The organism is Shinella sp. BE166 (assembly GCF_051201095.1).
GTDB classification, from domain to species: domain Bacteria; phylum Pseudomonadota; class Alphaproteobacteria; order Rhizobiales; family Rhizobiaceae; genus Shinella; species Shinella lacus.
This window is the reverse complement of sequence record NZ_JBPEHL010000006.1, coordinates 149,770-162,694: the sequence shown is the minus strand read 5'-3', so window position 1 is coordinate 162,694 and position 12,925 is coordinate 149,770. Positions and strand designations below refer to the sequence as shown.

Sequence of the window (12,925 nt, the reverse complement as noted above, 5' to 3'; positions counted from 1 at the left end):
AACAGCCCTTACAGCAGCGTGTGGCCGGCCGCCGTCAGCAGATCGCGCGCCTTCTCGAGATCGGCCGACTTCACCAGCAGGTGATCCCCGTCGAAGGTGGAGACGACGAAAATCCCCATCCTGTTCTCGGAAAGCGGTGCGATCACGGAGAGCACGATCCCGGTCTCATCGAAGGCGAACGGCCCGACGAGTTTGAAGCAGGACCAGTCGCCGTCCTTGAGCACACCGTGCGGCACGCGCTCCTCGCGGCAGACGATGGAAAGCTCGTCATCCGTCCGGCTGATGCTGACGAAGCCGGGGCCATCCGCCCAGGCCGGAATGGCATCGGACGCGCCAAGCCGCGCCACGCAATAGGCGCCGTCCAGGCCCTTGAGTTTTACGCGTGCAGCCATGGCAGCAGGACCCTTCTCAGTTCTTAAGCTTGTAGCCCGTCTTGAAGATCCAAGCCGTGATCCCCAGGCAGACGACGAGGAAGCCCAGCACCGTGACGAGGCTGACGACCGGGTTCACGTCGGCGATCTCGTAAAAGCTCCATCGGAAGCCGGAGACGAGGTAGAGCACCGGGTTGAAATGGCTGACCGTCTGCCAGAAGGGCGGCAGCATGTCGATCGAGTAGAAGCTGCCGCCGAGGAAGACGAGCGGCGGCACGATGAGCATCGGGAACAGGTTCAGCTGCTCGAAATCCTTCGCCCAGATGCCGATCATGAAGCCGAACAGGCTGAAGCTCACGGCGGTCAGCACGAAGAACAGGATCATCATCAACGGGTGCTTGATCGATATGTCGACGAAGAGCGAGGCGGTGATGAGGATGATCGTGCCTACGATCAGCCCCTTGGTCGCCGCTGCCCCGACATAGCCGATGACGATCTCGATCATCGAGACGGGCGCGGAGAGGATTTCGTAGATCGTGCCGGTGAATTTGGGGAAATAGATGCCGAAGGAACCGTTGCCGATACATTGGTTGAGCAGCGTCAACATGATAAGGCCAGGTGCGATGAAGGCACCGTAGGGTACACCCTCGACCTCCTGCATGCGCGAGCCGATCGCGGCACCGAAGACGATGAAATAGAGCGAGGTGGTGATGACCGGCGAGACAACACTCTGCAAAAGCGTGCGGCGCGTGCGCGCCATCTCGAAGGCATAGATGGATTTGATCGCCTCGAAGTTCATTTGCTTGCCCCCACCAGTTCCACGAATATGTCTTCCAGCGAACTCTGCTCGGTGGAGATGTCCTTGACCCGAAGGCCGGCCTGCGACAGCGCGGAGAGCAGCGAGGAAATGCCCGTGCGCTCGCCGGATGTGTTGAATTCATAAGTAAGCCGCGTGCCCGCCTCGCCGAGCGTCAGCCCGAAGGGCGAAAGCGTGTCGGGAATGGCGCCGACAGGTTCGCCGAGCTCCACGGTGAGCTGCTTGCGCCCGAGCTTGGCCATCAGCGCCTTCTTATCCTCGACCAGCAGGATTTCCCCGTGGTTGATGACGCCGATGCGGTCGGCGATCTCTTCCGCCTCCTCGATATAATGCGTCGTCAGGATAATGGTGACGCCGGCTGCGCGCAGCTTTTCCACGAGCAGCCACATGTCTTTGCGGAGATTCACGTCGACGCCCGCCGTCGGTTCGTCGAGGAACAGCACCTTCGGCTCGTAGGACAGCGCCTTGGCGATCAGCACGCGCCGCCGCATGCCGCCGGAGAGGTGACGCAGCATCGTGTCCTTCTTGTCGAACAGCGACAGGTCGCGCAGGATGCGCTCGATCAGCGCGGGGTCCGGCGCACAGCCGTGCAGGCCGCGCGAGAAGGCGACGGTGTTCCACACCGTCTCGAAGGCGTCGAGCGTCAACTCCTGCGGCACGAGGCCGATGATCGAGCGGGTCTGGCGGTAGTCGCGCAGGATATCGTGGCCGGCGACGGTGACGGTGCCGCCGCTCGGCGTGACGATGCCGCAGATGATCGAGATCATCGTCGTCTTGCCGGCGCCGTTCGGCCCGAGCAGCGCGAGGATCTCGCCCTCCTCGATATCGAGATCGACGCCTTTCAGCGCCTTGAACCCCGATGCGTAGCTCTTGGTGAGATTGCGAATGGAAACGATGGGCGCCATGAGATGGTCCGGAATGGAGGAAATTCATGCGGAAGGACACCCTATATGGCGTGTCCCTTGCCAAGTTTCACCCGTGCAGCGCAAAAAATTCGCTTAGCCGTCAATGCTGACCAGGAAGCACGGCAGAGAGCGCCAACGCGAACGGGACAAGACCGCAATGGACGGCATGTCAGGCTCTGAAGGCGACCACCATGGGGCGGCAGCAGGCGAAAATTTCGCTTGGGACGGGTGCCCGACTGTCATCAAACCGTGACCCATTTCAACCATCGTCTGCGCGAGGCCGACGGGGACGATCCTGCACCCCGCTCACCCCAACGTTCCCACTGCCCCTGGCAGCGGCCTTGCTCCCGGACCCTGAGGGAGCCCCATCGGCGGTCCCCATCCGCCCGCTTCCCCCGCGGAAGCCCCGCATGCATCCTCGCCGACGCACCGGTGCGGGTGATGGAATGTGACGTTCCAGGCAGGCGCCCTCCAAGCGTGCTGCCGCCCCTTTTCGACCGGCGCCCCGCCGGTCTTTTTTTGTCCGCCCGCTCGTCATCGGAAGGCGTTCTTCGGGAACTTGTCCGCGCCGCACCCATTTCGTCCCGCAAGGCCAACCAACCCGGGAGATGAGACGATGACGTTGCGCAAGGTCTATGCCCATCTGAGCTGTTCGGATCTCGACCAGAGCATCCGCTGGTTCTCCGCCATCTTCAACCGCGGACCGGATGCCCGCCCGATGGAGGGGCTTGCCGAATGGCACCATCACGAGACAGCCGGTTTCCAACTCTTCCAGAATGCCAAGGATGCCGGCCACGGCACCCTCACCCTGATCGTGGGCGAACTGGAGGCAGAGCGGGAGCGGCTGGACGGCGCCGGCCTCTCACCGGGCGACGTGGAGGCCGCCAGCTACGTCAAGCTGATCCGCCTCAAGGACCCCGATGGAAATCTCGTCGTGCTTGCCCAGGAGACCGCGCAGCCGGAATCAGAGGCTGCAATGCCGGTAGCCGGATTTGCGGGCCCGTAGGTCGAAGTGGAAATGGTCCTTGTGGTAGCGGTCGCTGCCCGGGCCGAGCACGGTGGAGAAATACTTGCAGCTGTCGCTGCGCACTGATTTCAGCAGCCCCTTTTCGCGGAAGGCGAAGAAGCCCTTCTTCTCGATGGCAATCGCTTTGCCATTCTTCAGCACGATCTTGCCGACGTCGATAGCATTGCCCTTGGAATGTTCTGACATGGCCGCACCGCGCTGTGAGTTCATCGTGCGGCAGGAATAGGACGACATCTGGTGGATGGCCGCGACGCCCGAGAGGTAGCGCGTGCGCGACGACGGGACGAGTTCCTGCTTCACCCAGCGCGCAAAGGCCTCGGTGATCTGGCAATTGACGTTCGCCGCCGGCTTGATCTGAATGCCGCCGGACAGGCCGGAAAGCTCGACCGGCCACGCGATGCCGCACGAACGGCCCTTGGAAATCCGCGGCACGTCACGAAACTTCACGCCGAGCTTTTGCAGCCGCTGCCGGCAAGCCTTTTCCGAGGCCGGCATGCCGCCCATGGTTTCCGGTATCTGCATCGGATTGTTCAGCCGCGGCAGGAAGGCGACCTGCTGCTCCTCCTCGACCGCCGGCATGCGGCGCGTCGAGCCCTTGGCCGGCACGCGCACATAATCGCCGCTCTCGGCCGGCGTGCCGAGCTCCATGCCCGCTTCCGACATGGGCAGCGTCTCCGGCTCGCCGAGCTGCTGCGGCGTGTCCGTGCCGATGCCGTCGACGACCACCTGCGTGGCATTGCCCTCGGCGATCTCGTTGGCCTGCGCTTCCGCCAGCCCCTCGACGCGCTGGACGCCGAGCCCCTCGTCCATGTTGACGCCGCCTTCGGGAACCGTCAGCACGCCCGAAGAGGCCTGCACGGGCTCGTTGATGCCCATGGCCTCGTCGCTGTCGATCATCGGCAGGCGCTTCTTCTCGGCGACCGGTTCCGGCATGGCCGTATCGGCCGCGCCAAAATCGTCGGCCGGATAGGAAGAGACGTCGTTGCCGGTATCGCCCATTTCCCGGGCCGGGCGCCGGTTGCCATTGTCCGCCGGCATGATCGCGCTGACGCCGGCACCGTCGATATCGTCGGGCGGGGTCAGGCCGCCCGAACAGGCGGCGAGCATGGCCGGGATGAGGAGCAGGCCAAGTGGTCTGCGAAGACGAGCTACAAACGCAATACCCATTGTCACTTCCGCCTGGCAGCCGCCTCGCCCTATCGCGAAGTCCCGGTTGCGCACACCTTTGTCCGGTGATGGTGCAGGCCGCTTTTGTCCGCATTCCGGACGACAGGGCCTCAAACCGGACGCGCAGGCCGATCCGCCTGCATTTCCAGGCAATTTTGTCGTAACAGGGTAAAGGAACCGTTGTCAGCCGACCCGCGACATTAACGGGTGCGACGAAAAACCCCGGCGCTTGTGGCGCCGGGGCAAGGTCGTCCGGAGATCGTCTTTTGCTTTATGCAGCGCGGCGCCTGTGGTCTGCCGCTCCGGCCGGGTTCAGCCGGAAGTTTCCAAGCAGCGTCTTCAGCTGCTCGCTTTCCTGGGTCAGCGTCTGGCCGGCGGCGTTGGTTTCCTCCACCATCGCGGCATTCTGCTGGGTCATCTGGTCCATCTGGTTGACCGCCGTGTTGACCTCGGCAAGGCCGGTGGCCTGCTCGCGGGCGGCGGTCGCAATCGACGTCACCTGGTCGTTCACCTTGTTGACGAGCACCTCGATCTCCGTCAGCGCATCGCCCGTCGAGCGCACCAGCGCCACGCCGGTGCCGACTTCCGTGGCCGAGTTGCTGATAAGGCCCTTGATCTCCTTGGCCGCATTGGCCGAGCGCTGCGCGAGTTCGCGCACCTCTTGCGCCACGACCGCAAAGCCACGCCCCGCCTCGCCTGCACGCGCCGCCTCGACGCCGGCATTCAGCGCCAGAAGATTAGTCTGGAAGGCGATCTCGTCGATCACGCCGATGATCTGGCTGATGCGGCTGGAGGCGTCCTCGATACGGCTCATCGCGGCGACGGCGTCGCGCACGATCGTGCCGGAGCGGCCGGTCGACTGCTTGGTCTCGGCCACCATGCGGCTGGCCTCGGCCGCACGCTCGGAGGCATTGCGCACCGTCGCGGTAATTTCGTCGAGCGCCGCCGCGGTTTCCTCCAGCGAGGCCGCCTGCTGTTCCGTGCGATGCGAGAGATTGTTGGCCGCCTCCGCAATGCCGCCGGCGCTGCCGTGCACGATCTCGGTGGAATGCGCGATGGCATTGATGACGCTGGACAGCGCATCGACGGCGCGGTTGAAGTCGTCGCGCAGCTTCGCATATTCCGGCGCGATCGCGCCGATGGAGACAGTTAGGTCGCCATTGGCAAGGCGTTCCAGTGCACCGCCGACGACATGCATGGCATCCGCCTGGCTCTGGCTCACCTGGCGCTGGCGGCGCTCGCCTTCGCTCCGCTCCTCGTCGAGGCGAACCTGCTGCTCGCCCTCGCGAACCCGAAGCTGCGCGCGCTCGACCACCGACTGGCGCAGCACCGAAACCACCTTCGCCATCTCGCCGATCTCATCCTTGCGGTCGGTTTCCGGCACCTCGCCGGAAACATCCTCGTCGGCAATCGCCTGCATCGATGCCTGGAGGCGACGCACGGGGTTCGTCACGCTCTTCACGATGCCATAGGCCGCTAGCATGATGACGAGGCCGCCGATGCCGAGGATCATCGCCGTTTCGATCGCGTTGCGGCGGAACATGGCGGCAAGGTCGTCGGCATAGACGCCCGTGCCGACGATCCAGCCCCAGGGCGCAAAGCCTGCGACATGCGAATATTTCAGCACCGGCTCCTCGAAGCCAGGCTTCGGCCAGTAATAGTCGACGAAATCCTGGCCGGTCGGGCTCGACTTCACCGCCTTCACGAATTCGGTGAAGATGTGCTTGCCCGTCGGGTCGGCCATACCGGTCTGGTCGGTGCCGTCAAGCGCCGGCTTGATCGGATGCATGACGATCACGGCGTTCATGTCGTTGATCCAGAAGTAGCCGCTGTCTTCGTAGCGAAGCGCGCGCACGGCGTCCTTCGCCCGGGTCTGCGCCTCTTCGCGCGTCAGCGTGCCGGCCGTCTCAAGCTCGTGGTAGTGCTTGAACAGCGTCAGCATGCTCTGGTCCATCGCCGCAAGTTTCGACTTGCGCTCAACGACCATCGCATCCTGATAGTGATAAAGACTGTAGACGAGCGCCGCCGCGAAGATGGTCAAGGCAAGACCGACAAGCAATGAAAGACGCGTGGATATTCTGAAATTCTTCACCGGGCTCTCCTCGACATTCCAGGGCGCAATGCTCCTCATACCGAAAGTCCGGGAAACCCTTTAAAATCATCTAAAATTGCAATCATCAATTCTTAGAGTCTGAGCATACTCGAAAATGCGCTTTCCCCGCGCCGCCGCGACGTGCGCCCCTCTTTCTCCCTCGCGCGCATTCGGCTAGACCGGAGGAAAGTGGAGAAGACGCGATGACCCTGACGCCGAACGGACAGCTCACCCTTCGCACGCTCGCCATGCCCGGCGACGCCAATGCAGCGGGCGATATTTTCGGCGGCTGGGTCATGGCGCAGATGGACTTGGCCTCGGGCATCCGCGCCGCCGAGCGCGCGCAGGGCCGCGTCGTCACCGCCGCCGTCAAGGAAATGGCCTTCGACCTGCCGGTGAAGATCGGTGACACGCTCAGCATCTACACGCATATCGCCCGCGTCGGCCGCACTTCCATCACGCTGTCGGTGGAAGCCTGGGCACAGCGCTACCTCACCACGACGCTCGAAAAGGTGACAGGCGCCACCTTCGTCATGGTCGCGCTCGACAAGGACGGCCATCCGACGCCCGTTCCCGTCGAATAAACACGGCCCGGAGGCTGAGCATGGAGCACACGACCCCGGATCCCGCCATCTTCAGCCATGTGCGCGTCGTCATCGGCATGGTGGTCAGCCTCAGCCTTGCCCGCGTGCTGACGGGCGTCGCCCTCTTCATCCAGCATCCCGGCAAGATGAAGGTCTACCCGGTCCACCTCGCCTGGGCCGGCTTCCTGCTGATCTTCCTCCTGCATTTCTGGTGGTGGGAGTTCCGCCTGCAGGCGCTGACGACGATCGGCTTCGGCGTCTATCTCTTCCTGATCAGCTATTGCTGCCTGTTCTTCATGCTGGCCGTGCTGCTGTTTCCCACAACGCTCGACGACTATACCGGCTACGAGGACTACTTTTACTCTCGCCGGAAATGGTTCTTCGGCGTGCTGGCCCTGGTCTTCGCCGTCGACCTGCTCGACACGGCGCTGAAGGGCGAAGCCTATTTCGGCTCCTTCGGCTACGAATACCCAATCCGCAACATCACCTTCATCGCCCTCTGCCTCATCGCCGCCGGAACGCGCAACCGCACCTTCCACACGACCTTCGTTAGCCTCGGCATCATCTATCAACTAAGCTGGATCTTTCGCGCGTTCGATGTGCTGGAATGAGCTATCCGCGCAAGTAGGCCGCGGATTTGTCGAACGACAGGCCCGGAAAAACCGCGCTTTCCAGGTCGCGGGTGGACACGCCGAACTGCTGGCGCAGCATGGCGGCCGCAAGCTGGCGAAGATCCACGGTCGGCTTGAGGTCGCGGCCGTCCAGCAGGTCGCCGTCGGAAAGCGACGGCCAGTTGCGATAGACCTTGCCGCCCGCAACTACACCACCGGCAAGAATGGCGACGCCGCCCGTGCCATGGTCCGTGCCTTCGGAGCCGTTTTCGCGCGCCGTCCGTCCGAATTCGGTGATCGCGAGGATCGCTGTCCTGCGCCAGATCGCCGGAGACAGGTTCGCCTTCAGCGTCGTGATCGCCGTTGCTAGGTCCGTGACGGGCCGCTTGAAGGTCCGTGCCTGGCTGAGATGCGTGTCCCATCCGTTGATGGAGAAACTGGCAATGCGATGGTCGGCCGACAGCATACCCGCGGTCAGCTTCGCGACGGACTGGATGCCCGCGTTGCGCTTCTTTTCCGGGCCGTGGATCGTGTCCGACAGCATGTCCGTCTCCGCCGCCTCCCGCATCGCCGCCGCGAAGGCCGGATCGTTGCGATAAAGCCGCACGAAGAAGGCCTGCTCGTCCTCGGCCAGCGCCAGATCGGCGCGCGTCGACCAGACATCGACGGGGTTCGTGCCCGAAAGGATGAGCTCGGCAGTCGTGGTGATGTCGATTGCCTTGCGGTCGGCAGCCCGCGGGATGCTGGCAATGGCGCGGTTGAGCCAACCCGTACGCTCATCCTTCACCGCGGCCCCGCCGCTTTCCAGCATGTCCTGTCCGTCGAAATGGCTGCGGCCGGCACGGTAGGGCGTCGAGGTCGCATGCACAAAACCGAGTTCGCCGGCTGTCCAAAGCGGCATCAGATCCCCCGCAAGCGGATGAAGGCCGAAGAAGCCATCGAGATCGATAAGGCCGTCCTCCGGCGTCAGCGCCAGCTTGGGCCGCAAAAGCCGCAGCGCCGGGTCGCCATAGGGCTGCACCAGCGCCAGCCCGTCCATCGCACCGCGCAGCACTATCGTCACCAGCCGGTTTTCGCCTGGCATGGCGGCAAAGCTGACGGGCGTCACGAGCGGCGAGGCGGCGAGGCAGCAGGCGCCTGAGAGGAAAGCACGGCGGTTGATGTCGCTCGTCATCGCGCTCCTCCTAACGCCGGTTAAATTCGGGAGAGGCCAGCACCATTGCCAACCCCACCGCGCGGTTCGGCGCGCGCGAAACGGTCTCGATCGTGTCCGCCCGCGCCGCATCCGCCATGGTCGCTTCCAGCAGCATACGCGGATCGTCGGTCCCGCCAAAACGCGTGACAAGCCGGCGCGCCCAGGCGATGCGCTCGGTGAGCTGGCTTCCGGTGACCCAGGCCGAAAGGTTTTCCTCCCAGCCTGCCGGGCTCGGCGCCGACCAGATCGGCTGGCCAAGCCGGTCGATGATGCCAACAGAGAGCGGATTGGCCCCAAGCGCCGGCTTGCCCGCCGCAGTCATCATCGCAACATCCTGCAATGCCGCTACGTCGGTCGCAGGCCGCACCCCCGCCTTCTTCGCCCCCTCGCCCGGATCAAGCTCCTCCGCCGGCACGTTCAGTGCTCGAAGCGCAGCAACGACGAAATCGAACGGCTGCCGCGCCTTCCGGCCCCCCTCTTCGAAACTCAGCGGATGCTCCAGCATCGCCCGGTAGACGTCGACCAGTTGCCCGCCGCTTCTGCCCCAGGCCTTCACCATCGCGTCCACCACCGGCTGCGGCGGATCGTCGGCGATGAAATGCACGACGAGCTTGCGACAGATATGCCGGCGGGTCTCCTTGCGGTCGGCGAGGTCGTCAAGCAGGGCGTAGACCTGCTCGATCTGCCGCGCCCGCCCGCCGTAACTTTTCCCAAGCACCCGATAGCTGCCGGGTTCGGCCGAGCGCGTGCGATAGACGGTCTCGTAGACCGGGTTGCGGAACCAGAGCCCCGTCAACACGAAGGCCGTCGAGCGCACGTCCTTCTGGCTGTAGCCGCTCCCCGCCCCCATCGTGTGCAGTTCGATGAGTTCGCGCGCCAGGTTCTCGTTGAGCCCGCGCCCCGAATTCAGGCCGACCGGTGAATTCGGGCCGATGGAACGGGTCTGGTCGAGATAGGCAAGCATGGCCGGATGCAGCACCGCAGCCTTCAGCAGGTCCGAAAAGGATCCGCCGAGATTCGGCCTGATGGCCTCCGCCTCGTGCAGGCCTGCGAGAATGCGCATGGCACCGCCCTTGCGCGCATCGATCGCGAAATGATCGCACCAGAATGCCGCCAGCCGCTCGAAAAAACCGTTCGGCGAAAAGACCGCCTGGCGGACCTTCAGGTGCTGGTCGCGCCGGAAGGCGTTGGCCATGACGATGTTGTAGGGATTGACGCTCTGCTCGCCGACCATCACGAGCATGTTGGCGTCGCGCGCCGCATTATAGGCCTGCTGAACCTTGCGGTAGGCGGAAAAGCGCGCCCGGCGCCCGACAATGCCCTCGAAGGGGAAAAGACAGGTCTCGCCGGTTCCGCGCTCGACCTGCCGGATCAGCGTCTCGACGCTCTCCGGCGGCGTCTCGCCCGGCCGCCGGCCGTAACCGAAACGTATGGCGGCCATGGTAGAGAAAGATGTCGTCACGCGAACCTCATCTTATCCGTCTTCCATGCTTGCGCCCGATTGCGACCGTTTTGGGAACGTCGGCTCTATCCCTTGAACACGAAAGCCGCGCCCGCGGCGATCAGCACGAAGCCGATGGCGTGGTTCCAGGTGAGGCTTTCCTTCAGCCAGAACACCGAGAAGCCGGCGAAGACGATCAGCGTAATCACCTCCTGCATCGTCTTCAACTGCGCGGCGGAATAGACCGCGGAGCCGAAGCGGTTCGCCGGCACCGCCAGGCAATATTCGAAGAAGGCGATGCCCCAGCTTGCCAGGATCGCGATGAACAGCGGCGCCGACTTGAACTTCAGGTGGCCGTACCAGGCGAAGGTCATGAAGACGTTGGAGAGGCAGAGCAGCACGATCGGCCAGACGGCCGCGGGGGTGAGGCTGAAGGGCATCGGCGAATCCTGAAACCGAGAGCATTTCCAGCCGAAGCGACATTGCTTCGGCGTTGGACAATGCGGCCAAACAAAAATCTAGACCATTTCCGGTGAATCAAAGTTCACCGGAAATGTTCTAGGGAGATCTGCGACCGGCATAACCGAGCCGCTGCCGCCGTCAAGTCCGCGACGTCATGGATTCTCGCGATCCCCTGTTAAGACAATCTTATGCCCACCACCACACCATCCGCCCCAGCCGCTCGGACGGCAAAGTTTTAAAACCGGGAACCCAAATGACGGATGCGACCCGGTTGATGCCGGTGGATGAACCGACAAGACGCCAGATCATGTCCGCACAGGCCCTGTCCGTGCTGGACAGCATCGTGCTGTCGCTCTCCGCCAACAGCTTTCTCGCCGCAACGACGGCGGCCGTGCTCTGGCTCGACGGGCCGAGCGTCGAAATCCTGCTCTGGCTCGCCGCCGTGCTGGCGATCAACCTGGCGCGTTATGTCGGCGTGCGCATCGTCAAGCGGCTGAACTGCGCGATCGAACGGCCGCAGCGCGCGCTGAAGGTGCTGTCGCTCGGGGCGCTGGGCGGCGGCATCGCCTGGAGCCTGCCGCCCTTCATCGGCGCCGTGCATGGGGCGAACGGCCTCAACCCCTATCTCATCTTCATCATCGGCGGCATCTGCGCGGGATCGCTCATGCAGAGCACCGCCTATTCCCGCACGGCGCTGTTCTTCGCCGGCCCGCCGCTTGCCTCCGCCTTCATCTCGCTGCTGGTGTCCGGCACGACGGAAGCGCTCGTCATCGCCGCCGATGCGCTGCTGCTTGCCGTGATGATGGTGCGCGCCAGCCAGCTCAGCGAAGCGGGCTTCATCCGCAGCCAGATCGACCGGCTGAAGGCCGTCGCGCTCGCCTCCTCGCTCTCCGATGCCAATGCGGAAATCCGCCAGTCCTACCACCAGCTCGCGTCTCTCGCGAACCGCGACCCGCTGACCGGGCTGGGCAACCGCGCGCTCTTCAACCAGCGCCTGCGCGACCTGCTCGACAGCGGCGTGCCCTCGGGCACGCTCGCCCTCCTTGCCATCGACCTCGACCGCTTCAAGGCGATCAACGACACGATGGGCCACGGTGCGGGCGACGCCGTGCTCGTCGAGATCGCCGGGCGGCTGACCGGGCTCACCGGCCCGACCGACACGGTCGTGCGCCTCGGCGGCGACGAATTCGCCGTCATCATCGAGGGGGAAGAGGCGGAAATGCGCGGCCGGGAGATCGGCGAAGGCATCGTGCGGCTTGCCGGCGATCCGATCCATATCGACGACCGGCCCGTCACCGTCGGCGCCAGCGCGGGCCTGGCGCTCCATCCGCAGCACGGCGAAACGGCCGACCATCTTTTCGCCAGCGCCGATATCGCGCTCTACGCCGCCAAGGAAGGCGGGCGCCGCCGGCTCGGCCTGTTCAATCCCGAGCTGAAGGCGCGCATCGAGCGGCAGCGCCTGATCGAGGCGACGCTGACCGAGGCGATCGACAAGCGGCAATTGATGGTGGTCTTCCAGCCGCAGGTGGAGCTTGCCACCGGCCGCGTCACTGGTTTCGAGGCGCTGCTGCGCTGGGCGCATCCGGAACTCGGACCGGTCAGCCCGCCGGATATCGTGCGCGCGGCCCACGCCTTGCATATTTCATCGTCGCTGACCGGCTATGTCGCGACACGCGCTGCCGAGCTGCTGCGCACCCTGCCCCGACTCGGCCTGCCGGAGGCGGCGGTCGCGGTGAATGTCTCTCCGCGTGAATTTTCGGGCGACACGCTGTCGCGCCTGCTGATCGCCATCGCCAGCGAACACGAAGTCTCTCCGGCGCTGATGGAGATCGAGATCACCGAGGAAGCGACGCTCGACACGCAGGCGGCAGGCGCCGAGCTCGCCCGGCTGGAGGCCGCCGGCTTCCGCCTTGCGGTCGACGATTTCGGCATGGGCCATTCCTCGCTCGCCTATCTCGTCAGCCTGCATATCGACCGGCTGAAGATCGACCGCAGCTTCGTCAAGGGCATCGCCACCAGCCGGGAGAACCAGGCGCTGATCGCCGCCCTCATCGGCATCGGCCGCGCACTTTCCATCGATATCGTGGTGGAAGGCGTGGAGGAGGAAGAGGAAGCCGAGGTCCTGCGCATGCTCGGCTGCCGCCATGCCCAGGGCTATCATTTCGCCCGCCCCATGCCGGCGGCGGAAATTCCGCGCTGGCTGGACCAGCATGCCGTGCGCTTCGGTCGCAGCACGGCCGGCGCGCCGTAAGG

12 protein-coding genes are annotated in these 12,925 nt (G+C 64.6%); 4 read left to right on the top strand and 8 right to left on the bottom strand.

The window, feature by feature from the left end; all coding sequences use genetic code 11:
* Nucleotides 1–8 precede the first annotated feature (8 nt).
* Genes J2Y63_RS17155 through J2Y63_RS17145 form a run of 3 tightly spaced genes read right to left on the bottom strand, consistent with a single transcriptional unit; the run spans nucleotide 9 to nucleotide 2,093 of the window.
* Entirely contained in the window at nucleotides 9–392 is a 384-nt protein-coding gene (locus J2Y63_RS17155) for an ACT domain-containing protein (protein ID WP_435267069.1), read from the bottom strand.
* A 16-nt stretch (nucleotides 393–408) separates the two neighbouring features.
* On the bottom strand, nucleotides 409–1,170 hold the full coding sequence (locus J2Y63_RS17150; RefSeq protein ID WP_435267068.1) for an ABC transporter permease: 762 nt from the start codon (nucleotides 1,168–1,170) through the stop codon (nucleotides 409–411).
* Nucleotides 1,167–2,093, bottom strand: coding sequence for an ABC transporter ATP-binding protein (locus tag J2Y63_RS17145; protein WP_435267067.1), 927 nt, complete (start codon nucleotides 2,091–2,093; stop codon nucleotides 1,167–1,169). The genes J2Y63_RS17150 and J2Y63_RS17145 overlap by 4 nt, the downstream gene beginning before the upstream one ends.
* Before the next feature lie 616 nt (nucleotides 2,094–2,709).
* Here J2Y63_RS17145 and J2Y63_RS17140 point away from each other — a divergent pair.
* Nucleotides 2,710–3,099 carry a VOC family protein gene (locus tag J2Y63_RS17140; RefSeq protein ID WP_435267066.1) on the top strand — a complete coding sequence of 130 codons (390 nt, stop codon included), beginning with the start codon at nucleotides 2,710–2,712 and terminating at the stop codon, nucleotides 3,097–3,099.
* Here the strand turns inward: J2Y63_RS17140 and J2Y63_RS17135 are convergent.
* Both J2Y63_RS17135 and J2Y63_RS17130 read right to left on the bottom strand, forming a co-directional pair.
* A complete protein-coding gene (locus J2Y63_RS17135) occupies nucleotides 3,058–4,281 on the bottom strand; it encodes an extensin-like domain-containing protein (protein WP_435267207.1) in 1,224 nt (407 codons plus the stop codon). The genes J2Y63_RS17140 and J2Y63_RS17135 overlap by 42 nt on opposite strands.
* Before the next feature lie 277 nt (nucleotides 4,282–4,558).
* Complete coding sequence (locus J2Y63_RS17130) at nucleotides 4,559–6,379, bottom strand: methyl-accepting chemotaxis protein (protein WP_435267065.1); 1,821 nt, start codon at nucleotides 6,377–6,379, stop codon at nucleotides 4,559–4,561.
* A 203-nt stretch (nucleotides 6,380–6,582) separates the two neighbouring features.
* Between J2Y63_RS17130 and J2Y63_RS17125 the strand changes: the two genes are divergently transcribed.
* Together J2Y63_RS17125 and J2Y63_RS17120 are read left to right on the top strand one after the other, a co-directional pair.
* A complete protein-coding gene (locus tag J2Y63_RS17125) occupies nucleotides 6,583–6,963 on the top strand; it encodes an acyl-CoA thioesterase (RefSeq protein ID WP_256115568.1) in 381 nt (126 codons plus the stop codon).
* 20 nt (nucleotides 6,964–6,983) lie between these two features.
* Entirely contained in the window at nucleotides 6,984–7,574 is a 591-nt protein-coding gene (locus J2Y63_RS17120; RefSeq protein WP_435267064.1) for a hypothetical protein, read from the top strand.
* Between the two features lies 1 nt (nucleotide 7,575).
* On the opposite strand, the gene J2Y63_RS17115 is transcribed toward J2Y63_RS17120, so the two are convergent.
* The 3 genes from J2Y63_RS17115 to J2Y63_RS17105 form a co-directional block, all read right to left on the bottom strand.
* On the bottom strand, nucleotides 7,576–8,748 hold the full coding sequence (locus tag J2Y63_RS17115; protein WP_435267063.1) for a DUF1501 domain-containing protein: 1,173 nt from the start codon (nucleotides 8,746–8,748) through the stop codon (nucleotides 7,576–7,578).
* 10 nt (nucleotides 8,749–8,758) lie between these two features.
* A complete protein-coding gene (locus tag J2Y63_RS17110; RefSeq protein WP_435267062.1) occupies nucleotides 8,759–10,231 on the bottom strand; it encodes a DUF1800 domain-containing protein in 1,473 nt (490 codons plus the stop codon).
* A 65-nt stretch (nucleotides 10,232–10,296) separates the two neighbouring features.
* Entirely contained in the window at nucleotides 10,297–10,650 is a 354-nt protein-coding gene (locus J2Y63_RS17105; RefSeq protein WP_435267061.1) for a DMT family protein, read from the bottom strand.
* Between the two features lie 275 nt (nucleotides 10,651–10,925).
* On the opposite strand from J2Y63_RS17105, the gene J2Y63_RS17100 reads away from it, so the two are divergent.
* The gene (locus tag J2Y63_RS17100; protein ID WP_435267060.1) at nucleotides 10,926–12,923 is read left to right on the top strand and encodes a putative bifunctional diguanylate cyclase/phosphodiesterase; all 1,998 of its coding nucleotides are present in this window, start codon (nucleotides 10,926–10,928) and stop codon (nucleotides 12,921–12,923) included.
* The last annotated feature ends 2 nt before the right edge of the window (nucleotides 12,924–12,925 follow it).

Bases quoted from the DNA above. Each gene is read 5' to 3' on its own strand.
- J2Y63_RS17115 (WP_435267063.1), bottom strand. From the start codon at position 8,748: ATGACGAGCGACATCAACCGCCGTGCTTTCCTCTCAGGCGCCTGCTGC.
- J2Y63_RS17125 (WP_256115568.1), top strand. From the start codon at position 6,583: ATGACCCTGACGCCGAACGGACAGCTCACCCTTCGCACGCTCGCCATG.
- J2Y63_RS17145 (WP_435267067.1), bottom strand. From the start codon at position 2,093: ATGGCGCCCATCGTTTCCATTCGCAATCTCACCAAGAGCTACGCATCG.
- J2Y63_RS17105 (WP_435267061.1), bottom strand. From the start codon at position 10,650: ATGCCCTTCAGCCTCACCCCCGCGGCCGTCTGGCCGATCGTGCTGCTC.
- J2Y63_RS17100 (WP_435267060.1), top strand. From the start codon at position 10,926: ATGACGGATGCGACCCGGTTGATGCCGGTGGATGAACCGACAAGACGC.
- J2Y63_RS17155 (WP_435267069.1), bottom strand. From the start codon at position 392: ATGGCTGCACGCGTAAAACTCAAGGGCCTGGACGGCGCCTATTGCGTG.
- J2Y63_RS17150 (WP_435267068.1), bottom strand. From the start codon at position 1,170: ATGAACTTCGAGGCGATCAAATCCATCTATGCCTTCGAGATGGCGCGC.
- J2Y63_RS17120 (WP_435267064.1), top strand. From the start codon at position 6,984: ATGGAGCACACGACCCCGGATCCCGCCATCTTCAGCCATGTGCGCGTC.
- J2Y63_RS17140 (WP_435267066.1), top strand. From the start codon at position 2,710: ATGACGTTGCGCAAGGTCTATGCCCATCTGAGCTGTTCGGATCTCGAC.